Below are 22,904 nucleotides of genomic sequence, written 5' to 3' on the forward strand. Positions count from 1 at the left end.
GGAACCCCTCGTCCGCGTACGGGCGTTGAGGCACCGGGCCGGGAGGGGCCGCCGCGCCCGACAGGCCAGGCGAACGTTCCCGCGGGGCGCGAGTCGGCGGTCATCGGCCGGAAACGCGGTGGTTGGACGGGTCTCGTTGGAATTTCGTGATGAAGCGTTAGAACAAGTGATGTTCCGTGCGCCGCGCACCACTATGGTGAGGCAGATGAAGGCTCTCGTGCTGTCCGGCGGCGCCGGCACCCGGCTGAGGCCGATCACCCACACCTCGGCGAAGCAGTTGGTCCCCGTGGCCAACAAGCCCGTCCTCTTCTACGGGCTGGAATCGATCGCGGACGCCGGCATCACCGACGTCGGAATGATCGTCGGCGACACGGCCGAGGAGATCGAGAACGCGGTGGGCGACGGATCGAAGTTCGGCCTGCGCATCACCTACATCCCCCAGGAACGCCCTCTGGGACTGGCCCACGCGGTGCTGATCGCCCGCGACTGGCTCGGCGACGACGACTTCGTGATGTACCTCGGCGACAACTTCATCGTCGGCGGCATCACCGGACTCGTCGACGAGTTCCGCCGGCACCGGCCCGACGCCCAGATCCTGCTCACCCAGGTCGCCGACCCCCGCTCCTTCGGCGTCGCCGAACTCGACGCGGACGGAAAGGTGATCGGGCTCGAGGAGAAACCCGAGCGTCCCAAGAGCGACCTCGCCCTCGTCGGCGTCTACCTGTTCTCCCCCGCCATCCACGACGCGGTGCGCGCCGTCAAGCCCTCCTGGCGCGGCGAACTCGAGATCACCCACGCCATCCAGCACCTGATCGACTCCCGCGCCGCCGTGCGCTGCACGGTCATCCACGGCTACTGGAAGGACACGGGCAACGTCGTCGACATGCTGGAGGTCAACCGGTCCGTTCTCGAGGGCGTCGAGCGCCGGATCGACGGTGAGGTGGACGACGCCTCCGAGACCATCGGCCGGGTGGTCGTGGAGGAAGGGGCCCGGATCACCAACTCGCGCGTCGTCGGCCCCGCCGTCATCGCCTCCGGCACGGTCGTCAGCGACTCCTACGTCGGACCGTTCACCTCCGTCGCGGAGAACTGCCGGATCACCGACAGCGAGCTCGAGTTCTCCATCGTGCTGCGGGACTCCTCGATCGACGGCGTCCGCCGCATCGAGTCCTCACTGATCGGCCGCCATGTCGAGGTGACCCCGGCCCCCAGCGTTCCCAGCGCCCACCGATTCGTCCTCGGAGACCACAGCAAGGTGCAGATCCACTCATGAACCTCCTCGTCACCGGAGCCGCCGGCTTCATCGGCTCCCGCTACGTCCGCAGGCTGCTCGCCGCCGACGCGCCCGACGCCGCCGACGCGCCGAGGATCACCGTGCTGGACGCGCTCACCTACGCCGGCACCCTCGACAACCTCGAACCCGACCACCCCCGCCTCGAGTTCGTCCACGGAGACATCCGCGACGCAGACCTCGTCGGCAAACTCACCGCCGAGGCGGACCAGGTGGTCCACTTCGCCGCCGAGTCGCACGTCGACCGCTCCATCCTCACCGCCTCCGACTTCGTCCTCACCAATGTGCTCGGCACCCAGATCCTCCTCGACGCCGCCCTGCGCCACGGTGTGGACACCTTCGTGCACGTCTCCACCGACGAGGTGTACGGGTCGATCGCATCGGGCTCGGCGACCGAGACGTACCCGCTCGAACCCAGCTCCCCGTACTCCGCCTCCAAGGCCTCCTCCGACCTGCTCGCCCTCGCCTACCACCGCACCCACGGCCTGGACGTCCGCGTCACCCGCTGCTCCAACAACTACGGCCCGCACCAGTTCCCCGAGAAGGTCATCCCGCTCTTCGTCACCAACCTCCTCGACGGTGCGAAGGTCCCGCTCTACGGCGACGGCCTCAACGTCCGTGACTGGCTGTACGTCGACGACCACTGCGCGGGCATCGACCTCGTGCGGACCAGGGGCCGGGCCGGCGAGGTCTACAACATCGGCGGCGGCACCGAACTCACCAACAAGGACCTCACCGGCCTCCTGCTCGAAGCCTGTGGCGCCGGCTGGGACCGGGTCGAGCACGTCGAGGACCGCAAGGGCCACGATCTGCGTTACTCCGTCGACTGGACCAAGGCCCGGGACGAACTCGGCTACCGCCCCCGCCACGACTTCACCGCAGGCCTCGCCGAGACCGTCGCGTGGTACCGCGACCACCGGGCCTGGTGGGAGCCGCTCAAGCAGCGCGTCACCGGAGGAAAGCCATGAAATGGCTGGTCACCGGCGCGGGCGGAATGCTCGGCCGGGACACCGTCGACGAACTGACCCGGCGCGGCGAACAGGTGACCGGCCTCGACCGGGCCGCCCTCGACATCACCAGGGCCGAGGCACTCGAGCACGCCCTGTCCGAGCACCACCCCGGCATCGTGGTCAACTGCGCCGCGTACACCGCCGTCGACGACGCCGAGACCGACGAGGAACAAGCCACCCGGATCAACGGCGACGGACCCCGCCTGCTCGCCCGCGCCTGCGCCGCGCACGACGCCCGGCTGATCCACGTCTCCACCGACTACGTCTTCTCCGGCGGCGCCCGCACCACCCCCTACCCCGAGGACCACCCGACCGCCCCGCGCACCGCCTACGGCCGCTCCAAGCTGGCCGGAGAGCGGGCTGTGCTGGAGGAGCTGCCCGGCGCGAGCGCCGTCGTGCGCACCGCCTGGCTGTACGGGGTCCACGGCACCAGCTTCGTGCGGACGATGATCGGTCTCGAGGCCCGCCGCCCCACCGTCGACGTCGTCGACGACCAGCGCGGGCAGCCCACCTGGAGCGCGGACGTCGCCGTACGCATGGCCGACCTCGGCCCCCGTCTCGGCGACGACGTGCACGGCGTCCTGCACGCCACCAACTCCGGCGAGGCCACCTGGTACGACCTGGCCCGGGAGGTGTTCCAGCTGATCGGAGCCGACCCCGACCGGGTACGGCCCACCACCTCGGCGGCCTTCCCCCGGCCCGCACCGCGCCCCGCGTACAGCGTCCTCGCGCACGACCGCTGGCAGGACATCGGCCTGCCGGCACTGCGTGACTGGCGCGTCGCCCTGCACGAAGCACTGCCCCGGATCCGCAAGGAGAGTCCCCTTCGTGAAACGCCATGAGTTCCTGCGCGCACTGCACAAGGCCAGCGCGAACCGCAACTACCTGGAGATCGGCGTCAACGACGGCCGCAGCCTGCGCCTGTCACGCGTCCCCAGCATCGCGGTCGACCCCGCCTTCAAGGTCGTCTCGGAACTGAAGTGCGACGTCCACCTGGTCAAGGCCACCAGCGACGACTTCTTCGCCCGCGACAACCCGCTGGCCCACCTCAAGGGCGGCCGGCACCCGCTGCGCAACCTCCGTCGGGGCCGCAGCCCCGTCGGGCACTGGCGGCGCACCACACTCGACCTGTCCTTCATCGACGGCATGCACCTGTTCGAGTACGCCCTGCGCGACTTCATGAACGTCGAGAAGCACTCCGACTGGTCCAGCGTGATCGTCCTCGACGACATGCTGCCGCGCAACATCGACGAGGCGGCCCGGGACCGCCACACCGCGGCCTGGACCGGCGACGTCTACAAGATCACCGAGGTGCTGGCGCGCCACCGCCCCGACCTGGCGACGATTCTCGTCGACACCCAGCCCACCGGCCAGCTGGTGATCTTCGGCGCCGATCCGGACAACACCGTGCTGCACGACAAGTACGACGAGATCATGGCCGAGTACAAGGTGCCCGACCCGCAGAAGGTGCCCGAGACGATCCTGGAGCGGGCCGGCGCGGTGCCGCCCGAGTCACTGATCGAGGCCGGCTTCTGGCGCCCGCTCACCCAGGCCCGCAACCGCGGCCTGCCGCGGCGCCTGGGCTGGGAGCCCCTGCGCCGCGCGCTCGACCAGGTCGGCGTCAGCCGCTGAGCCCTCTGCCGCGCAGCTCCTTCGAGCGTGCGCGGCAGGCCTCGTACGACGGCAGCCGGCCGAGGCGCTCCGCCTCGGCCAGCGTCGGCGCCTGCTCGTCCTTCGGCGACAGCACCGGGTCGATGCCCTGCGGCCACCCGATGCCCAGGGCCGGGTCGAGCGGGTGCACCCCGTGCTCGCGGCCCGGCGCGTAGCCCGTCGAGCACAGGTACACCACCGTCGCGTCGTCGGTGAGCGCCATGAAGGCGTGCCCCAGCCCCTCGGCGATGAACACCGCGTGCCGGCTGTCGTCGTCCAGCCGGACGGCCTCCCAGCTCCCGTACGCCGGTGACCCCACCCGCAGGTCCACCACCACGTCGAGCACCGCGCCGCGCACACAGGTCACATACTTGGCCTGGCCGGGCGGCACGGCCGCGAAGTGCACCCCGCGCAGTACCCCGCGGCGCGACACCGAGCAGTTGGCCTGCGCGAGCGACAGGTCGTAGCCCGTGGCCTCACGGAACTCCTCACCGCGAAACCACTCGTGGAAACTGCCCCGGTCGTCCGGGAACACCTTGGGCTCCAGTACCCAGGCACCCTCCAGGGCCAGTGCGCGCACCGGTCACCGCCTCCCCTTGATCAGCGGCGCCACCCTCGTACGGGCGGCACCGAGCACCCGCCGTGCCCTGCGCAGCAGTTTCTGTCCGGTACCGGGGCGCGGAACCCGCGCCACCAGCACCCCGCCACGGCCGGCGCGGAGCGCGAACGGCAACCCGGAGAAAAGCGGTTCGGCGGCGTCCGGGTCCAGGCCGAGCGCCACTCGCCAGACACCGCGGGGGAGTCCCGAGGGCAGCGTCGCCTCCAGCCGCGCCCCCGGCCGCTGTGGCTCGGCGGTGAGCGCGCCCGGCGCGTGCAGGGTCCGGCCCGCGGAGGTGAACCGCAGTCGCACCGGCGTGCCGTCCGCCGCGTGCAGCGGAAGCCGGACGCGCAGCCGGGCCCCGGAGACCGTGACGTCAGGCCGCCGCACCTGGCCGAGGCCGAGCCGCCTGCCCTTCACCGCGACGTCCAGGGAGAGGTTGCCGTGCGGCTCCGTCCAGTACGGCAGGACCGCCCGGCCGGCGGCGACGCCCGCGTGCGGCTCCGGGCGGGTGGCGCGCGGGGCCGGGCCGAGACGGCACTCCTTGGTCCAGCCACCGAGCTTGACCCGCACGACGGCGTCCCAGACCCCGTCACCCGGCAGCACGCCGGGGTCGACCGAGGCCGTCGCCCGCAGCACCAGCCGCACCTGCTCCCCGCCGTCCACCACAACCGTCTCCCGGGTGAACTCCACGGGCTGGAAGTACTGGGCGGAGCTGGAGCGCTCACGCAGCAGCAGATCGGCGGTCGCCTCGGTGAAGCGGGCCGTGGTCTCGGCGCCGACCCACGCCACCGCCTCCTCCACGTTCTTCGGGGGGTCGGCCAGCGGGGCACGGACGGCATCGGCGGGGAAGGTCATCGGCGTGCCCGCGGAGGCGTACTCGGCGGTGAAACCGAGACGCAGCGAACCGCCCTCCCACTCCACGCCGGCCGGCGTCGCCGTCGCCGCGATGCCGGCCTCCCACTCGGCGAAGGCCACCACGTCGTCGTACCGGTCCGCCGCCGTCAGTGAGGCGACGACCTGCTGCGTCGGCTGCAGCCCGGCCGCGACAGCGGGCCCGAACCGCTCGACGACCACCTTGTGGATCTCGCCGAACAGCTCCTGGCGGTAGTCGTCCGGCAGCCCCAGCAGCCGCCGGGCGCGCAGCCGTTCCACCATCTCCACCCGCAGCCACCTGCGGAACAGCCGGTCACGCACCGGGCCGGGCTCGGTGTACCGCTCGACCACGTCGAGCGCCTCGCGGAGGTTGGTGAAGTAGCCCACCGGATCGAACCGCTGGAAACCGGCGTTGGAGGCGTCGTCACGCCGGATGTGGTAGTAGCAGACGTAGTCGCTGAGCACGGAGACACTGGTCGCCCGCAGATACGCCTCGGTGACGAAGACGTGGTCCTCCAGCCGCCGCCTCCCCTCCGGGAAACGCAGCCCGATCCCGTCGAGGAACGCCCGGCGGAACATCTTGTGCGGGGTGAGGCTGTCGATCAGCGGCGCGTTCTCCACCGTGGCCCGCGGATGGTTGCGGCGGAACAACTCCACCGGCACACCGCGGTTCTTGCCGGCCATCTTGCCGACGACGACATCCGCGCCGTTGGCCACGCCGTACGCGTACATCCGCTCCAGGGCCTCGTCGCCCAGGTAGTCGTCGTTGTCGACGAACATCACGAACTCGCCGCGGGCGGCGGCGATCCCGACGTTGCGCGGTTTGCCGGACCAGCCGGAGTTCTCCTGGTGGATCACCCGCATCCGCGGGTCCTCGGCGGCCAGCCGGTCGAGCAGTGCGGGAGTCCCGTCGGTGGAACCGTCGTCGACGAAGATCGCCTCGTACTCTTCGGGAGGCAGGGACTGCCGTCGCAGCGAGGAGATGCAGTCCTCGATGTAGATCCCCGGGTTGTACACGGGGACGATGACGCTGACCTTGACCGGCATCTGGATTTGTGGCCCTTCGGGTCGCTTGCCGTCGAACGGGCGGCTTGGTAGGCGTTGCCCGATCGTAACCCCGCGGCCACCCCGGTCCCGCCTCCCAAACGCCGTCGAGACCGTGCCGTGATCATCCCTCGCTCGAAGGGGTGATCCGCTTGCGGCGAGGGGTACTTGAGGGCTGATCAGACGTCTGAAGGGCCGGTGCGCCAACATGTGGAGGGCCGGACCGCTTCGTGTCGGTGGAAGCGGCCCGGACGCTATGAACAGATGCGCTCTTCACGGACCTCCTTCCGCGATCGGAGGTGTCATGAGGCCGACTACCCCGGCCGGCACGGTTCACACGCGTCTTTTGTGCCCATTTGTCAATCCCGGTGTCAGGTCCGGCGCCGCCTGCGGATCCGCGCCACCAGCAGGCCCGCCGCGGTCGTGCCCGCGAGTACCGCGGCGGCCCGCTCGGCGACCGCAGACCGTCGGTGCGCAGCAGGTCGAGGGGCTTGTCCGGCCGTCCACCTCCACCGAGATACGGGGCGTGTGCTCTTTGGAGACCGCGCGGTCGGATACGGAGCGTCGGCGGGCCTTGGGGGTGACGCGGGTCATTCCATGACCGGTGCGGTAGGACGGCGAGTGGTGCGCACGGGCCTGTCGGGCGTCGGTCCACCGCTGAGGTCCGGCGCGTTCACGGCCGCCGTCCGCCGTGCCGGCACCCGTGCTCCACGACCGGAGCGCGGGTGCCCGACCGCGTCCTGTGCTCTCTCACGCCTTGCGCCGCGCCAGGCCGGAACGGACCGGACCGGTCACTCGTCCCAGGCCTGGATCATCGTCTGCTCGGTGATCCTGCCGTCGCGCAGCGAGACCATCGACTCCGAGTACACCCGCACCCCGTCCGGGTAGACGCAGGTCTCGCTGAAGGCGGCCTGCTCGTCCTGGACGACGCACCGTTCCAGCTGGTGCGTCATGTCACGGCTGTAGACGTCGTCGAGCATGGCGGCGATCTCGTCCCGGCCGTGCAGGACCATGGGGTGGCTGGGCTGGGTGTTGCGGTCCACGATGCGCAGCTCGGCGTCGTCCGCGTAGAGCGCCGTCAGGGGCGCGGACGTCGGGGCCTCGAGACCCCGGCGCAGTGTGTCGGTACCGAAGCGGGATTCTGCCGAGGTTGTCATGATGACCTCCTTCGAGGGCCTCGGCCCGGTCCGGAGCGGGCCACGCCGGGCCTCACCTACGAGCCTCCCCCCGCCCGGTGAGTACGGCAAGCCCGGCCCGCGCACTCCCCGGCCCGCCCGTTCCCTGACCCGGGCGGAGCCGTCCGCCCGGGTCAGGGGCGGACCGGCCGCGAGGGATCACCCGCTCGTCGCCAGGAACTGCGTCGCCGCCAGCTCCGCGTACAGCGGGTCGGTGGTCACCAGTTCCCGGTGCGTGCCGACCGCGCGGACCCGGCCCGCGTCCATCACCACGATCCGGTCGGCCATCGTCACCGTCGACAGCCGGTGCGCGACCACCAGCACCGTCGTCGTCCGGGCCACGTCGGCGACGGTGTCGCGCAGCGCCGCCTCGTTCACCGCGTCGAGCTGCGACGTGGCCTCGTCGAGCAGCAGCAGCCGGGGACTGCGCAGCAGCGCGCGGGCTATGGCGACCCGCTGGCGCTCTCCGCCGGAGAGCTTGGTACCGCGATGCCCCACCAGTGTGTCGAGCCCGTCCGGAAGCCTGGCCACGAGACCGTCGAGCCGGGTCGTCTTCACCACCCGCGCCACCGCGTCGTCGTCCGCCTCCCGGTTCCCGAGCAGGAGGTTGTCGCGCAGGGAACCCGACAGGACGGGCGCGTCCTGCTCCACGTAGCCGATCGAGGACCGCAGCCGCGACAGCTCCCAGTCGGCCAGGTCCTGCCCGTCGAGGGTGATCGCTCCGGAGTCCGGGTCGTAGAAGCGCTCGATGAGCGAGAAGACGGTGGTCTTGCCCGCGCCGGACGGGCCGACGAACGCGGTCATGCCCTGCGCGGGCACGGTGAACGACACCCCGTGGTGCACGTACGGCAGATCGTCCGCGTAGCGGAAGCGCACGTCGTCGAAGGCGAGCGCGGCGGGCGCGGCACCGGGTGTGGGCAGGGGCGCGGGGCCCGTGACCGGCTCGGCGGGCAGCCGCAGCGCCTCCTGGATACGGGCCAGGGCGGCGCTGCCCGTCTGGTACTGCGTGATCGCGCCGACGACACTCTGGATCGGCATCATGAGGTAGAAGACGAACAGCAGGAACGCCACCAGCGTGCCGATGTCGATGGCGCCCGTCGCCACCCGCGCCCCGCCCACCGCGAGCACCGTGATGAAGGCGACCTGCATCGCGAGCCCCGCCGTGTTGCCCGCCGCCGCCGACCACTTGGCGGCGCGCACGCTCTGCCGCCACGACTCCTCGGCCGCCTCGTGCAGCGCACGCTCCTCCCGCGGCTCGGCACCGGACGCCTTCACCGTGCGCAGCGCGCCGAGCACCCGTTCCAGGGACGCCCCCATCACGCCGACCGCGTCCTGCGCCTGCCGGCTGGCCCGGCTGATGTGCGGCACGATGAGCGCGAGGACCGTCCCCGCACCCACGATCACGGTCAGGGTGACCCCCAGCAGCACCGGGTCGACGAAGCCCATCAGCGCGACGGTCGCGACCAGCGTCAGACCGCCCGTACCGAGGCCCACCAGCGAGTCCGTGGTGACCTCCCGCAGCAGCGTGGTGTCGGAGGTGATGCGGGCCATCAGGTCGCCGGGCTCACTGCGGTCCACGGCCGTGATCCGCAGCCGCAGCAGATACGACGACAGCGAGCGCCGTGCCCCCAGCACCACCGATTCGGCGGTACGCCGCAGAACGTACGAACCCAGCGCGCCCAGCGCGGCGTTGGCGACGACGAGGGCGGACATCAGCACCAGGGCGCCGGTGATGGCCCGGTCGTCCGACAGGTCGTCGATCAGGTCCCGGGCGACCAGCGGCAGCATCAGGCCGGTCGCGCCCGTCAGCAGGGACAGCGAGGCGCCGCCCAGCAGGGCCCACCGGTGCGGCCGTACGTAGCCGAGGAGTGTCCGCCAGGCGGGCGGACCGGACTTGTGCACTAACTTCGGCGCTGCGCTGGTCACGTCGCTCCCTGGACGTCGGACGGAGAGTTCAGGCTACGTCGCCGCGGTGGCCCCGGGACACGCCGGGGCGCGCCCGTCAGCCCGGCACGGAACACGGGCGCGGAACACCGGTACGGACGCCACGACCTGCTGTGAAGCCGACCGGCCGGGTCAGGGGCAGGTCGCGTAGGGTCGGCAGGACGTACCACCGGGAGACGAAGGAGCCAGCACCATGGCGCAGGAAGTACGCGGCGTGATCGCACCGGGCAAGGACGAGCCGGTACGCATCGAGACGATCGTGGTACCCGACCCGGGACCGGGCGAGGCGGTCGTCCGTATCCAGGCCTGCGGGGTGTGCCACACCGACCTGCATTACAAGCAGGGTGGCATCAACGACGACTTCCCCTTCCTGCTCGGCCACGAGGCCGCGGGCGTCGTGGAGTCGGTGGGCGACGACGTCACCGACGTCGCCCCCGGTGACTTCGTCGTCCTCAACTGGCGCGCGGTGTGCGGCACATGCCGCGCCTGTCTGCGGGGACGCCCCTGGTACTGCTTCGACACGCACAACGCGAAGCAGAGGATGACCCTCACCGACGGCACCGAACTCTCCCCGGCGCTCGGCATCGGAGCCTTCGCCGAGAAGACGCTCGTCGCCGCCGGGCAGTGCACCAAGGTCGACCCCGCAGTCTCCCCGCAGGTCGCCGGGCTGCTCGGCTGCGGCGTGATGGCCGGCATCGGCGCCGCGATCAACACCGGCAACGTCGGCCGGGGCGACTCCGTCGCCGTCATCGGCTGCGGTGGAGTCGGCGACGCGGCCATCGCCGGCGCCCGGCTCGCCGGAGCGGCGCGGATCATCGCCGTCGACATCGACGACCGCAAGCTGGAGACAGCCCGCTCCATGGGCGCCACCCACACCGTCAACTCCCGTACGGCCGATCCGGTCGAGACGATCCGTGAACTCACCGGCGGCTTCGGCGCCGACGTCGTCATCGAGGCCGTGGGCCGCCCCGAGACGTACGAACAGGCCTTCTACGCCCGTGACCTGGCCGGTACCGTCGTCCTGGTCGGCGTGCCCACCCCGGAGATGAAGCTCGAACTGCCGCTCGCCGACGTGTTCGGCCGCGGCGGCTCCCTGAAGTCGTCCTGGTACGGCGACTGCCTGCCCTCGCGCGACTTCCCCATGCTGATCGACCTGCACCAGCAAGGGCGCCTGGACCTGGGGGCGTTCGTCACCGAGACGATCCGGCTCGACGAGATCGAGAAAGCCTTCGAACGGATGCACCGCGGCGACGTGCTGCGCTCGGTGGTGGTGCTGTGATGACCACCCGCATCGAACACCTGGTCACCTCGGGGCAGTTCAGCCTGGACGGCGGCACCTGGGACGTCGACAACAACGTGTGGATCGTCGGCGACGACCACGAGGCGATCGTCATCGACGCCGCCCACGACGCCGACGCCATCGCCGAGGCCGTGGGTGACCGCCGTCTGAAGGCGATCGTGTGCACCCACGCCCACAACGACCACATCGACGCCGCACCCGCCCTGGCCGAGCGCACCGGGGCCACCATCTGGCTCCACCACGAGGACCTGCCGCTGTGGAGGCAGACCCACCCGGACCGCGACCCCGACGCCTGGCTGGTCGACGGCCAGGTGATCGAGGCGGCCGGCGCCGACCTCACCGTGCTGCACACGCCGGGGCACGCGCCCGGCGCGGTCTGCCTGTACGACCCCGGGCTCGCCACCGTGTTCACCGGCGACACCCTGTTCCAGGGCGGTCCCGGTGCCACCGGCCGTTCGTTCTCCCACTTCCCGACGATCATCGACTCGATCCGGGACCGGCTGCTCACTCTCCCGCCCCGGACGACGGTCCGCACCGGTCACGGCGACCCGACCACCATCGGCGCGGAGGCCCCGCACCTCGAGGAGTGGATCGCCCGCGGCCACTGAGGCCGCTTCGGTGACTTTGCTCCGGTGACTCCACCCCGGCCATGTCCGACCGGGCGACTCCTGGGAAAAGGCGACAGAGGATGTCCGGCTTACCCGTCACGCTCGTAACGACAGCAGATCGCTGTCGCACGTGACGGGAGGCCGGACCATGCCGGAGCCGACCACAGGGTCGTCGAACAGCAACGGCTCGTCGAACAACGACAGGTCGTCGCAGCACAAGGTCGCACTGGTCGCGGGAGCGACCCGGGGAGCCGGACGGGGCATCGCCGTCGAACTGGGCGCGGCGGGCGCCACCGTCTACGTCACCGGACGCAGCACCCGCGCCGAGCGCTCCGAGTACGGCCGCCCGGAGACCATCGAGGACACCGCCGACCTGGTCACCGAGGCCGGAGGCCGGGGCATCGCCGTCCCCACCGACCACCTGGACCCCGCCCAGGTCAAGGCCCTCGTCGACCGCATCGCCGGCGAGCAGGGCCGCCTCGACGTCCTCGTCAACGACATCTGGGGCGGTGAGAAGCTCTTCGAATGGGACGTCCCCGTCTGGGAGCACGACCTCGACAAGGGGCTGCGTCTGCTCCGGCTCGCGGTGGACACCCACGCCGTCACCAGCCACCACGCCCTGCCCCTGCTGCTGCGCCACCCCGGCGGCCTGGTCGTCGAGGTCACCGACGGCACCGCGGACTACAACCGCGACACCTACCGCGTCTCCTTCTTCTACGACCTCGCCAAGGCGTCCGTCCTGCGCATGGCCTTCGCCCTCGGCCACGAACTCGGCCCGCGCGGTGCCACGGCCCTCGCGCTCACCCCTGGCTGGCTCCGCTCGGAGATCATGCTCGACGAGTTCGGGGTGGGGGAGGACAACTGGAGGGACGCCCTGGCCCGCGTCCCCCACTTCGCCATCTCGGAGACCCCGCGCTACGTGGGCCGGGCCGTCGCCGCGCTCGCCGCCGACCCACGGGTGTCCCGTTTCAACGGCGCCTCCCTCTCCAGCGGCGGCCTCGCCCGCGAGTACGGCTTCACCGACCTCGACGGCAGCCGCCCGGACGCCTGGCGCTACCTTGTCGAGGTCCAGGACCCGGGCAAGCCGGCGGACGTCACGGGCTACCGCTGACGGTCCGCCCTCCTCCCCGTTGCCGCGGCCACACCTGCGGCGCGTCCCCGAAGTCCGGGATCTCCAGCCTGGTGCCGCCCTGCGGCGCCGACTGGTGGGCGACGGTGCCGGGCAGGGTGCAACGGGCGGCCACCCAGGCGTTCACCGAGGGCAGGGTGCGGGTGCCCGCGGCGGTCACGAAGTCGTCCGCGAGACAGTGGTGGCTGCCCTCGTGACCGTTGGGCGGCAGGTCGAAATCGCGGGGGAACCGGGAGCCGCCCGAAGGCGTCTTCGGCGATCCGGTTGCGGGCGTGGACCGTGGCCGGGTGGTACTGACTGGTCTCGCCCGTCATGTACGTCAGACCGGTCGCCACGACCGCGTGGATGATCGCCGCGATCTCCTCCGTGCGGATCGCCATGGGGACCGCCGAGTACACGTGCTTGCCCGCGTTCAGCCCTGGAGCACCGGAGGGCCGTGGGTCCAGCGCCGGGTGAGGACGGCGACCGCGTCCACCCTCGCCGACTCCGGCACGGCCCCGCACGACGGGAAGGCGCCGTCCAGTCCGTGCGCGGCGGCGAGCTGCCGGGCCCGTTTCGGCAACAGGCCGGTGACGTGGATGTCGCCGACGCCGGGGTGCGCCTGGAACAGGGCGGCGAACCGGCCGGAGACCTGGCCGGCGCCGACGCTGCCGAGCGAGAACGTCATGAACGCGTGCCCTGCACCGGGAGGCGACCGGTTCGATCCGGCCGCTGGTCCGGTCGGGTTCGTCGTCGTGCGCCTGCCCGTGGGCCCCTTGAATGTGAAGGCGGTGCCGAAAAGGCCGGGGAGGGCAAAAACGGCTGCGGACGGGATCTTGGGATGTGAACTCGCCCACGTTCCATGGTAGATGGACGTGATCAGCGACACTGTCTGTTATGTCCGATTGGCTCGTGAATACTCACGCGGCTTTCACGCCGGTGGCCCTATGCTTCACAGCATGTCCACCACTCTTGAACCGTCACCCGAGCGATCGGCTGCCGAGGTCAACGAGGAGATCCGGGCCCTGTGGCTGCGGTCGGGCGGGACACTGAGCGGCGAGCAGCGCGCGGAGTACCAGCGACTCGTCCAGGAGTGGGCCGCGGCCCTTCCCGAGCGGGCCGAGGCGGCCTGAGGCGCCGCAGGGCTTTGCCGCCTTTCGCCCTCGTCGGTCCTCCTTCCGTCTGCCCTGCCGCCCGCCCCGGCCTTGGCCGGGGCGCATCCGTCCTCCTCGTGGTCGGAGCCGCCCGGGTCACGTGTGAGCCTCCTCACCGGTGCCCAGGCCGGCATCCGGCTCAGCCCCATGTCGCCGAGTAGTGCCGCTGGTACGCCTTGCGGTCCTGCTCCGACCGGATCCAGCGGGTCGCCACCAGGGCCATCAGGCTGCCCCCGATGACCAGCATCCCGGGCCCCACGTTCCGCGGGTCGGCCAGGCGGGACAGCAGTGTCGACGCGCTGATCCCCGCCGCCGACGAACCCGGTGACGCGGCGTCCGGGGCAGCCGCGCCCTCCGCGGACGGAGCGGGGGCGGCCGTGCCGGCGTCGCCCCCGCCCGTCGGGGCCACGAGGAGGTCCACCTTCAGCTGCGCCAGTGCCTTCGTGACCGGCTGGAAGAACGTGGTACCGCTCGCCTGCCGGCAGTCGCCGCTGCCGCCCGACGTCACACCGAGAGCGATGCCCTCGGAGAACATCGGGCCGCCGCTGTCACCGGGTTCGGCACACACATTGGTCTCGATGAGGCCGCTGACCGTGCCCTCCGGGTAGTTCACCGTCGCGTTGAGCGCCGTCACCTCCCCGTCGCGCAGCCCGCTGGTGCTGCCACTGCGGAACACCCGCTGGCCGACGGTGGGGTCGCCGACACCCGTGATCCGTACGCCCTGGCCGTTGCCGACCGAGACGACACCGGCGCCCTCGCCGGCCCGGCCTCCGTCGTACTCGATCAGGGAGTAGTCGTCGCCGGGGAAGCTGCCGCCGATCGTGGTGCCGACCTTCTTCCTGCCTCCGTCGTCGGCGAACCAGACCGACCCGTCCGGCCCGCAGTGTCCGGCCGTGAGGATGAACTCACGCTTGCCGTCGGTCACGTTGAAGCCCGCGGAACAGCGCCCGGCGGTCGACAGGATGGGCTCCGCCCCGTTGATCCGCGTGGTGAAGGCGCCCCCGGTGCGTTCCATGCGGACGAAACCACCGGCTCCTTCCGCCACTTGGGTCAGATCGGACCAGTCGTCCGCGGACACCGTGCTGTCGCCGCGTACCACCACCTCGTTCGACCGGTAGTCCATGGCCCAGGCCGTCCCCGGCACGCGCGGCGCCGAACCCAGCGTCCGAGTGGCCGACTTCAGGTCGCGCATGCTGTGGCGCACCATCCTCGGGTCCGCGCCGGCCTCCCGCACCTCGGCCGCGGCCTTCTCGTCGGTGACCGCGACGACCGTCCGCCCGTCCTCGCCGAGCCAGCTGCCCGCCGTGCGGGAGGAGCCGAGCCGCGACACGAGTGCGGAGCCGGGGCCGGTGTCCTCCTCGGACGCGGCGTACGGAACCGGGTCCGGCGCCGGGGGTTCGCTCGCGACGGCGCGGGTCACCATCGTCGCTCCGAGGAGGAGTCCGCCGACGGCCGCCAGCCGTGTCACTCGCCGGACGACCCGTCGTCGTGCGTGCCTCATGGATGACTCCCGAACCAGAGCAGCGCGGTGCGAACACCGCGGGGCCTCCCCTGAGTCGAGTGCCCTCAGTCCATACGGACGCGGGCCCCGTCGTGTTCATCGCTGGAGCGATCCGGTGCCGGGAGGTCTCGACCGGCCCGCGCACCGGCCGCGGGAGACGATGACCGGCCTAGACTGCCGGGTATGGACAACACGTGGCTCGAACGGCTGGGAGCGGGAAAGTATCTGCTGGTCACCAGCCACCGGCGGAACGGCACGCCGGTGGCCACCCCGGTGTGGGTGGTGCGGGACGGGGACGCGCTCGGGGTCTGGACCGCCGCCGACTCCTGGAAGGTGAAGCGGATCCGGGCTCGCGCCGATGTCCTGGTCGGCCCCTGTGACGTGCGCGGCCGTCCGAGCGGTGACCAGGTCCCGGCCACCGCGGTGATCTGCGATGCGGCCACCACCGTCCGCTACCGCGAGCTGATCGCCCGCAAGTACGGCCTGTCGGGTCGGCTGACGCTGCTCGGCAGCCGACTGCGCCGGGGCCGGGACGGCACCGTCGGCATCCGCGTCACACTCGCCGACTGAACTCCTGCCGCCCGGAGAGTGCCGGGCGGACGGTCAGGTCCAGGCGCGGTAGGGCTCGTCGACGAGCTGGAAGACCGGCTCGCCGCGCACCGGGTCCTTGGCCGTGGACAGCCGCACCCGGTCCCCGCTGTGGATGCCGATCGGCGGACCCATGACCCTGCCGCGGACGACGAAGCCCTCGGCCATCTCGATCAGGGACACGTTCCGCGCAGCCGGCGTGTTGCGGTGCAGTGTCGTGGAGTGGCGGACCGTGCCGACGCCCGCGCTGCGCTCCGTACGCAGGTCGCTGCCCTGGCAGACGGGGCACAGCAGCCGGTGGTACATCGCGGTGCCGCACCAGGTGCACCGCTGGAAGGCCAAGGCCTCCGCGTTGTTCTTGCCCTGGGGCTCGAGCAGACCCGTCGTGGCGCCGGCTGCCTGCTGAGCCACGCTTCCTGAGTGGTGGTACACGCTGGTCAACTCCCTGCACTCGGCCGCCGTCCCGCGTGCGCGGTGCCCCGGCACGCATGTGCCCGGCGTGTCTTGTGCCACCGTGCACAGCGACAGGGTATGGCACTCAGTGCCACCCGTAAAGGCACTCAGTACCCCTCGGTTGTGTCGCCCGCGTTCCTGTGCCGTTTCGACGCCTATGGATCATTCATATGATCAGGTCGCTGTCGTCCCCCCGAGGAGCCCCCTATGGCGCCCGCCCGCCCCCGCCCCCGCCTCCTGTACGTCACCGATCCGACGTATCCGGCCCGCGGGCGCCGCTACGGCGACGAGGACGTCCGGCTCGCCTCCCGGCTGCGCGCCGACTTCGACCTGGTGCTCTGTCATCCGAGGGACGCCACCGCGCTGATGGACGGCTTCGACGCCGTGGTCGTCCGCAACAGCGGCCCGGTCATGACGTACCCGGACGCCTACGACGCCTTCCGCGAGCGGGCCGCGGAGACCGGGAAACCGGTCTACAACCCGCTCGCCGGCCGGGGCGACATGGCCGGCAAGCAGTATCTGCTCGAGCTGAGCGCGGCCGGGTGGCCGGTGATCCCCACCGTCGACCGCGCGGAGGACCTGCACCTGCTGCCCCTGGCGGACCGGTACGTGGTCAAGCCCAGGCTCGGCGCCGACTCGATGGGACTGCGTGTCGTCGCCGCGGACGCCGTGCGGGAGCTCGTCGACGGCAGTGTGCTGGCGCAGCCGTACGTCGACTTCGCGTACGAGGTCTCCTTCTACTTCGTCGACCACGACATCCAGTACGCCCTGTACGCCCCGGACCCCGGCCGGCGCTGGCGGCTGGAGCCGTACGAAGCCACCCCGCGCGACCTGGAGTTCGCCCGGGGCTTCGTCGACTGGAACGCCCTCGACCACGGCATCCAGCGGGTCGACGCCTGCCGTGCCCCGGACGGCGAACTGCTGCTGGTCGAGCTGGAGGACCTGAACCCGTACCTGTCCCTCGACGTCCTGGACGCGGCGTCCCGGGAGTCCTTCGCGTCCGCCATGACGGCTTCCCTGCACCGTTTTCTGCGTGCCGCCGGCTGAACCTCTGCCGCCCCCGGCGCGTATCTCCTCCCGTGGGCGGCCCCGCCCTCGTGCGCAGCGGAAGGAGAGCAGCGTGCCGACGCCGTCCGACCCCGGGCAGCCGCACGACGGTCCGCCCCTCGAGCCCGTCCGCGTCCTGCGCCCCCGCCGCACGGACGCGCTCGCCGAACTGTTCAAGGAGTTCGAACGGGAGGAGTGCGAGGGCTACGAGTCCGTCCCCCTGCCCCTGACCGGTGCGCAGGAGGAGACGCGGGAGTTCCCGCCGCTCGCCCCCGAACCGCCCGCCCGGCCGAGGACGGCCGTGCCCGGTCCGGCGCACGAGAGCTTCACGCACCACGCTCCCGCATCCGGCCGCATGGCCCCCCGGCGCCGTTCGCCCCGCGGCCCCTCGCGCGACGGCACCGCGCCCGGCCGGCCACCGCACGCCTCCACGCACAGCCCCGCGACGCGGCGGGCCGCCGTGGCGATCGCCGTGGCCGCGGCGGCGGTACTCGGCTTCGGCGGAGCGGTCCTGCTCCTGGGGCAGAACTCCGACGGCCGGGCCACGCCCGGGCCCCGCCCCTCCGCGAGCCCGCCCGCGACCGTGCCCACCACGCCGCCCGTGCGGGTTCCGGCCGCCCCCGGATTCCTCAGCGAGGGCGACTCGGGCCCCGAGGTGACCGAACTCCAGGAACGGCTCCTGCGCATTCCGGACGTCTACCGCGACGGCGCCGCCAGCGGCCGTTACGACGCCACCCTGTCGGCGGCCGTCGCCCGGTTCCAGCTCTGGTACGGCGTCCAGGGAGACGAGACCGGCGTCTACGGCGACGACACCCGCCGCGCGCTGGAGTCCCGTACGGGATGACGCCCGGCCGGCGTGCCCCGCCCCGGTCAGCGGCCCGATTCCGCCAGTGCCCGGGTGACCGCGCGCACGCTGCGGGCGATGTGCTGCAACTGCATGACCTCGGCCGCGTACAGCTTGATCGTGTGCTCGATGACCCCTTCGTGCAGGCCCAGCCGGGGCAGGTCCGCCCGTGCCGTCTGCAGGGCGGTGCGCGCCACCCGGATCTCGTGCTCGACCTGGATCTGGGCGTGCCGCGCCAGCAGGACGGGGTGCCGGATGAACGCGGGGTAGCTCGCGTAGCGCGCCGGTACCAGCTCGCGCAGCCACTTGGCCGCCGAGCGCTCCCAGTCGTAGCTGCCGGGTGCCTTGACCTGGCAGGGCCAGTCCGGGCTGAGGCGCGTGGACGTCACGGTCATGATCATCGCTTCCGGGTGTGCGGCGTCGCTGGGGTGGGCGACGGGTGGGGCTGCCCGGGTCCGGTGCGGCGGCCCCGGTCCGGGGGACGGTCCGACGGCCTTGGGCGTTCGCGCAGGACATGTCGTGATCCGCCAGCAGTATTTATATATGCCATCCGGTTTTCAAGGCGTATGAAAACATTCATGCGCGCTTTGAAGCGGAAGGTCCGCCCGACGGCGCCGTCAGTCCCGGAGGAAGAACTGGTGCTGGTCGGCGACCTGCTCGTACTCGTCGAGCCGTGCCTGCGTCCGCTCCGGGTCCGCGTCCGTCATGGCCTGGAGCAGCGCCGCGCACATCACGCCCGCAGCGGCGTACGAGTCGAACACCAGACGTGACCCGGTGCCGGTCGCGAAGGTGGCGTCGGCCTCGTCAGCGAGGGGGCCCAGCGCCAGATCGGTGATCAGCGCGACCTTCAGCCCGGCGCCCCGGGCGACCCGCACCGCCGTCAGGGTCTCCTGGGCGTGCCGCGGCATGGAGAACGCCAGCACCCACGAGCCACCGGCCTCCCGTGACTGCAGCAGTGCGTCGTAGGCGACGCTGCCGCCCCGGGTCACCAGACGGACGTCCGGGTGGATGCGGCGGGCGGCGTAGCCGAAGTGCTCGGCGAGGGACCCGGAGATGCGCAGCCCGAGAACGGTCAGCGGCACGGACGCCGCCAGCATGCGGCCGATCCCGATGACCCGGTCGGGGTCGGCGAAGTCCCGCCGCAGGTTCTCCAGGTTCTCGATCTCGGCGTCCACCGCCGCCTGCAGCTCGTTGCCCCGGTTCTCCTCCGCGGGCCCGCCGGGGAGCGTGCCGAGCGCGATCGCCTGGAGCTTCTCCCGCAGTGCGGGGTAGCCGCTGAAGCCGACCACCGAGGCGAACCGGGTCACCGAGGGCTGGCTCACCCCGACGCGCTCGGCGAGGTCCGTGATCGACAGGAACGCGGCCTCCGTGAGGTGCTCGATCAGATACTGGGCGATGCGCCGCTGCCCGGGGGAGAGCCGGGGCCGGTCGAACAGCGTGCGGAGCTGGGAGGTCGGGGACACCTCCGTGTCCTGGCCCGCCTTCCCCGAGGTGATCGCGGATGCCTGTGCGCGTGCCTGCTGCGGCGATGGCACCGGGGTGCCTCCTTCGTCTCCCACGACGGTTCAATCCAGCCCGTCACCGGCGCGCACACGGCACCGCCGACGCCGGAACCACGAGGTCCGCGCGATGCCGGGTCCGCGCCACCAGCTCGGCGTTGGGCCCGTCCGAGCGCGCGACCCAGGCCACCGCCTCCTCCCGGGGCTTGCCGAACTCCACGTGCCGGGCCACCAGCCGCCGGACCCGCTCCTCTTCGTCCAACTCGCAGAACCACACCTCGTCGAGCCGCGCCCGCACCCGCGCCCACGCACCGGTGTCCAGCAGCAGATAGTTCCCCTCCGTCACCACCAGCCGGGCCGCCGGCGGTACCGCGACGGCCCCCGCGAGCGGCTGCTCCAGCCCCCGTTCGAAACCGGGTGCGTACACGACCTCCCCGTACGTCTCCTCGCGCAGCCGCCGCAGCAGGGCCGCGTACCCGGCCGCGTCGAAGGTGTCCGGGGCACCCTTGCGGTCCCGGCGGCCGAGCCGGTCCAGTTCGACGTCGGCGAGATGGAAGCCGTCCATCGGGACGTGCGCGACCCACGGCTCCCCGGCGCCGTTCAGCGCCCGCACCAACTCCCCGGCGAGCGTGGACTTCCCGGACCCGGGGCTGCCCGCGATGCCGAGTACCGCGCGCCGGCCGTCCCGGCCGAGGGCCCGGGCCCGGTGGAGGAGATCGTCGAAGGTCGGCGCCATACGGGAGAGTGTGCCACCCCTGCCCGCCCCGCCCGCTGCCCGCCCGTCGCCGGGTACGGTCCACCGGGACGGGGGACGATGTCCCGTATGACGGATCTGGGTCTGCCCGAGAACATCCTGGCCTGCCTCTTCGACCTCGACGGCGTCATCACCAGGACCGCCGCCGTTCACGCGGCGGCCTGGAAGCAGGCGTTCGACGCCTTCCTGCGCGAGCGGGACGGCACGGACTTCCGGCCGTTCACCGACGCCGACTACGCCGAGTACGTCGACGGCCGCCCGCGGCCCGACGGCGTACGCACCTTCCTCGCCTCCCGCGGCGCCGACCTGCCCGAGGGCACGCCCGACGACCCGCCCGGGGCCGCGACCGTGCACGGGCTCGCCCGCCGCAAGAACGAGCTGTTCCTGGAACGGATCCGCGCCGGCGGAGTGGAGGCCTACGACGGCACCCTGCGCTACATCCGGGCGGCCCGTGCCGAGGGCCTGCGCACTGCCGTCGTCTCCGCCAGTGCCAACTGCCGGGACGTGCTGCGCGCCGTCGACGCCGAGTGTCTCTTCGACACCCGGGTGGACGGTGTGGTCGCCGCCGAGCGCGGCCTTCCCGGCAAGCCGCGCCCCGACACCTTCCTCGCCGCCGCCCGGGACCTCGGCGTCCCGCCCGGCCGGGCCGCCGTGTTCGAGGACGCGCTGGCCGGCATGGACGCGGGCCGCGCCGGTCGCTTCGGATACGTCGTCGGTGTGGACCGCGTCGGCCGGCCGGAGGCGCTCTACGCCCATGGTGCCGACCGGGTCGTGACGGACCTCGCCGAACTCACCGGAGGGCCCGGAGGCCACGCAGGGCGGTGACCGCATCCGCCGCCCCCGGCTGCCTCGAGGCGCCCTACGGGTTAATTTGTTCCTGTTTGTACGCGAATGACCGGCAGGAACAGCGGCATACGGGACGGACGAAGGACGGACGATGGCCGAGGGCAGGAGCGCCCTTCTCGCCGGAGGACGGCGACGCGCACGTACGTCCTCGCCGGGCGTATCCCGTGCCGCGAGCGGCACCGCACCGTTCGCGGTCCTGGCCGCCGTCTTCACCGTCGCCCAACTCGTCCTGGTCCGCCCCGTACTGGGACTCGGCTGGGACGAGATCGTCTACGTCAGCCAGGTCACCTCCCACCATCCGGCCGCCTTCTTCAGCGCCCCGCGATCCCGGGGCGTCCCCCTCCTGGTGGCGCCCGTCGCCTCCTGGTCGGAGTCCACCGCGCTGCTGCGCGTCTACCTCGCCGTCCTGTCCGGCCTGGGCCTGTACCTGGCGCTGCGCGCCTGGCACGGCCTGTTCCCCACCCGGGTCCTGGTCACTGGCGGCGCCTTCTTCGCGTCCTTGTGGGTGACCCTCTTCTACGGCCCTCAGGCCATGCCCAACCAGTGGGTCGCACTCGGCGCCCTGATCGCCGTCGGCTGCTTCCTGCGCCACCACGCCGACCGCTCCGCGCGCGGAGCACTCCTGGGCATTGCGGCGGGGGCCGCGCTGATGGCGCTGATGCGGCCCACCGACGCCGTATGGGTGACGGCTCCGCTGCTGGTCCTCGCCCTGGCCGGCCGGCACGTCCGCCTGCTGCTCGCACTCGTGGCGGGCCTCGGGGCGGGCGCGGCCGAATGGCTGGCCGAGGCCTACGCCTGGTACGGCGGCCCGGGGGAGCGGCTGGCCGAGGCCTCCCGCATCCAGGGCGGGCTCGGCCTGCACCTCGCCGTCGACGACCAACTGCGCAGCCTGGGCGGGCGCGGTCTGTGCCGTCCGTGCACCGGGGCGATGCCCCATCCGGTGATCACCCTCTGGTGGTTCGCCCTGCCGCTCCTGGCCGTTCTCGCGCTGGTCGTCGCCGTGCGGGCCCGGCGCGCTCTGCGCACCGTGCTGCCGCTGGCCTGCGCCGCCACGGCCGCCCTCCCGTACCTTTTCATGATCGGGTACGCGGCACCCCGCTTCCTCCAGCCCGCCTACGCCCTGCTCGCGGTCCCCGTCGCCGACACGCTGTGGCATCTGGTCAGAACACCGGCCGGGACGTGGCGGCCGGTCGTGACGTCACTGGTCGCGCTCGCGCTGGCCGGGCATCTGAGCGTGCAGCTGGCCGTCCTGGTGCACACCGTGGACCGCAACACCGACGACCGCCGGGACTGGGCCCGCGCCGCCGGCGAACTGCACCGGCTCGGCGTCCGCCCGCCCTGCCTGATCACCGGTCACGAAGCCATCCCGGTGGCCTACTACACCGGCTGCTCCTCCGGCGGGACGGCCGGGAACAACGAGAACATCACGGCGGCGGAGATCCTCAGCGTCGCGGACCGCGTGCCCGTCGCCGCGCTCACCGGCCCCGGCGGAACCCCGCCCGGCTACGCCCGCGCCTGGCCCGCGCACACGGTCAAAGGCCTCCAGGTCAGGATCGCGCCGACGCCGGGACAGGCCGCCCCGGGGGCCGCGGCCACGGACGGGCCGGGGTGAGG

The 22,904-nt window shown here is 72.3% G+C and carries 22 protein-coding genes and 1 pseudogene; 13 read left to right on the forward strand and 10 right to left on the reverse strand.

The window, feature by feature from the left end:
* Positions 1-205 precede the first annotated feature (205 nt).
* From ACWZEH_RS32895 to ACWZEH_RS32910, 4 genes are read left to right on the forward strand one after another with little or no spacing between them, the layout of a single operon-like run.
* Positions 206-1,273: a glucose-1-phosphate thymidylyltransferase gene (locus ACWZEH_RS32895; protein ID WP_456194703.1), complete on the forward strand. Its 1,068-nt coding sequence runs from the start codon at positions 206-208 to the stop codon at positions 1,271-1,273.
* Entirely contained in the window at positions 1,270-2,259 is a 990-nt protein-coding gene (gene rfbB, locus ACWZEH_RS32900) for a dTDP-glucose 4,6-dehydratase (RefSeq protein WP_456194704.1), read from the forward strand. Before ACWZEH_RS32895 ends, rfbB begins: the two co-directional genes overlap by 4 nt.
* Entirely contained in the window at positions 2,256-3,143 is an 888-nt protein-coding gene (gene rfbD / locus ACWZEH_RS32905) for a dTDP-4-dehydrorhamnose reductase (RefSeq protein WP_456194705.1), read from the forward strand. The genes rfbB and rfbD overlap by 4 nt, the downstream gene beginning before the upstream one ends.
* A complete protein-coding gene (locus ACWZEH_RS32910) occupies positions 3,130-3,933 on the forward strand; it encodes a class I SAM-dependent methyltransferase (protein ID WP_456194706.1) in 804 nt (267 codons plus the stop codon). Before rfbD ends, ACWZEH_RS32910 begins: the two co-directional genes overlap by 14 nt.
* Here the strand turns inward: ACWZEH_RS32910 and rfbC are convergent.
* The 4 genes from rfbC to ACWZEH_RS32930 form a co-directional block, all read right to left on the reverse strand.
* Positions 3,923-4,531: a dTDP-4-dehydrorhamnose 3,5-epimerase gene (gene rfbC, locus ACWZEH_RS32915; RefSeq protein WP_456194707.1), complete on the reverse strand. Its 609-nt coding sequence runs from the start codon at positions 4,529-4,531 to the stop codon at positions 3,923-3,925. The genes ACWZEH_RS32910 and rfbC overlap by 11 nt on opposite strands.
* A 3-nt stretch (positions 4,532-4,534) precedes the next feature.
* Entirely contained in the window at positions 4,535-6,472 is a 1,938-nt protein-coding gene (locus ACWZEH_RS32920) for a glycosyltransferase family 2 protein (protein ID WP_456194708.1), read from the reverse strand.
* Positions 6,473-7,260: 788 nt separating this feature from the next.
* A complete protein-coding gene (locus tag ACWZEH_RS32925; RefSeq protein ID WP_456194709.1) occupies positions 7,261-7,626 on the reverse strand; it encodes a nuclear transport factor 2 family protein in 366 nt (121 codons plus the stop codon).
* A gap of 177 nt (positions 7,627-7,803) precedes the next feature.
* On the reverse strand, positions 7,804-9,546 hold the full coding sequence (locus ACWZEH_RS32930; RefSeq protein ID WP_456194710.1) for an ABC transporter ATP-binding protein: 1,743 nt from the start codon (positions 9,544-9,546) through the stop codon (positions 7,804-7,806).
* Positions 9,547-9,781: 235 nt separating this feature from the next.
* Here ACWZEH_RS32930 and ACWZEH_RS32935 point away from each other — a divergent pair, with 235 nt between their 5' ends.
* The 3 genes from ACWZEH_RS32935 (at position 9,782) to ACWZEH_RS32945 (ending at position 12,607) form a co-directional block, all read left to right on the forward strand.
* Complete coding sequence (locus ACWZEH_RS32935; protein ID WP_456194711.1) at positions 9,782-10,867, forward strand: S-(hydroxymethyl)mycothiol dehydrogenase; 1,086 nt, start codon at positions 9,782-9,784, stop codon at positions 10,865-10,867.
* A complete protein-coding gene (locus ACWZEH_RS32940; protein WP_456194712.1) occupies positions 10,867-11,496 on the forward strand; it encodes an MBL fold metallo-hydrolase in 630 nt (209 codons plus the stop codon). The genes ACWZEH_RS32935 and ACWZEH_RS32940 overlap by 1 nt, the downstream gene beginning before the upstream one ends.
* A gap of 148 nt (positions 11,497-11,644) precedes the next feature.
* Positions 11,645-12,607: an SDR family oxidoreductase gene (locus ACWZEH_RS32945; RefSeq protein WP_456194713.1), complete on the forward strand. Its 963-nt coding sequence runs from the start codon at positions 11,645-11,647 to the stop codon at positions 12,605-12,607.
* Here ACWZEH_RS32945 and ACWZEH_RS32950 read toward each other — a convergent pair.
* Positions 12,591-13,292 (reverse strand): annotated as a pseudogene (locus ACWZEH_RS32950) (Gfo/Idh/MocA family protein). The gene ACWZEH_RS32945 and the pseudogene ACWZEH_RS32950 overlap by 17 nt on opposite strands.
* Before the next feature lie 259 nt (positions 13,293-13,551).
* On the opposite strand from ACWZEH_RS32950, the gene ACWZEH_RS32955 reads away from it, so the two are divergent.
* On the forward strand, positions 13,552-13,737 hold the full coding sequence (locus ACWZEH_RS32955) for a hypothetical protein (protein WP_042170465.1): 186 nt from the start codon (positions 13,552-13,554) through the stop codon (positions 13,735-13,737).
* 160 nt (positions 13,738-13,897) lie between these two features.
* Here ACWZEH_RS32955 and ACWZEH_RS32960 read toward each other — a convergent pair whose 3' ends face one another.
* Complete coding sequence (locus ACWZEH_RS32960; RefSeq protein ID WP_456194714.1) at positions 13,898-15,259, reverse strand: S1 family peptidase; 1,362 nt, start codon at positions 15,257-15,259, stop codon at positions 13,898-13,900.
* Positions 15,260-15,442: 183 nt separating this feature from the next.
* On the opposite strand from ACWZEH_RS32960, the gene ACWZEH_RS32965 reads away from it, so the two are divergent.
* Positions 15,443-15,829, forward strand: a complete 387-nt coding sequence (locus tag ACWZEH_RS32965) for a PPOX class F420-dependent oxidoreductase (RefSeq protein WP_456194715.1) — start codon at positions 15,443-15,445, stop codon at positions 15,827-15,829.
* Between the two features lie 33 nt (positions 15,830-15,862).
* Here ACWZEH_RS32965 and ACWZEH_RS32970 read toward each other — a convergent pair whose 3' ends face one another.
* Positions 15,863-16,279, reverse strand: a complete 417-nt coding sequence (locus ACWZEH_RS32970; RefSeq protein WP_456194716.1) for a Zn-ribbon domain-containing OB-fold protein — start codon at positions 16,277-16,279, stop codon at positions 15,863-15,865.
* A gap of 228 nt (positions 16,280-16,507) precedes the next feature.
* Here ACWZEH_RS32970 and ACWZEH_RS32975 point away from each other — a divergent pair, with 228 nt between their 5' ends.
* Positions 16,508-17,347 (forward strand): ATP-grasp domain-containing protein, encoded by an 840-nt coding sequence (locus ACWZEH_RS32975; RefSeq protein WP_456194717.1) that lies wholly within the window; start codon positions 16,508-16,510, stop codon positions 17,345-17,347.
* Positions 17,348-17,420: 73 nt separating this feature from the next.
* Positions 17,421-18,191 carry a peptidoglycan-binding domain-containing protein gene (locus tag ACWZEH_RS32980; protein WP_456194718.1) on the forward strand — a complete coding sequence of 257 codons (771 nt, stop codon included), beginning with the start codon at positions 17,421-17,423 and terminating at the stop codon, positions 18,189-18,191.
* Positions 18,192-18,217: 26 nt separating this feature from the next.
* Here the strand turns inward: ACWZEH_RS32980 and ACWZEH_RS32985 are convergent, their stop codons facing one another.
* The 3 genes from ACWZEH_RS32985 to ACWZEH_RS32995 form a co-directional block, all read right to left on the reverse strand.
* Complete coding sequence (locus ACWZEH_RS32985; protein ID WP_456194719.1) at positions 18,218-18,592, reverse strand: hypothetical protein; 375 nt, start codon at positions 18,590-18,592, stop codon at positions 18,218-18,220.
* Between the two features lie 216 nt (positions 18,593-18,808).
* Positions 18,809-19,726 carry a MurR/RpiR family transcriptional regulator gene (locus tag ACWZEH_RS32990; RefSeq protein WP_456194720.1) on the reverse strand — a complete coding sequence of 306 codons (918 nt, stop codon included), beginning with the start codon at positions 19,724-19,726 and terminating at the stop codon, positions 18,809-18,811.
* A gap of 43 nt (positions 19,727-19,769) precedes the next feature.
* Complete coding sequence (locus ACWZEH_RS32995; RefSeq protein ID WP_456194721.1) at positions 19,770-20,426, reverse strand: nucleoside/nucleotide kinase family protein; 657 nt, start codon at positions 20,424-20,426, stop codon at positions 19,770-19,772.
* A gap of 87 nt (positions 20,427-20,513) precedes the next feature.
* Here ACWZEH_RS32995 and ACWZEH_RS33000 point away from each other — a divergent pair, with 87 nt between their 5' ends.
* Positions 20,514-21,269: an HAD family hydrolase gene (locus ACWZEH_RS33000; protein ID WP_456194722.1), complete on the forward strand. Its 756-nt coding sequence runs from the start codon at positions 20,514-20,516 to the stop codon at positions 21,267-21,269.
* A gap of 112 nt (positions 21,270-21,381) precedes the next feature.
* Positions 21,382-22,902 carry a hypothetical protein gene (locus ACWZEH_RS33005; RefSeq protein ID WP_456194723.1) on the forward strand — a complete coding sequence of 507 codons (1,521 nt, stop codon included), beginning with the start codon at positions 21,382-21,384 and terminating at the stop codon, positions 22,900-22,902.
* The last annotated feature ends 2 nt before the right edge of the window (positions 22,903-22,904 follow it).

It is taken from the genome of Streptomyces yamdrokensis (assembly GCF_053890455.1).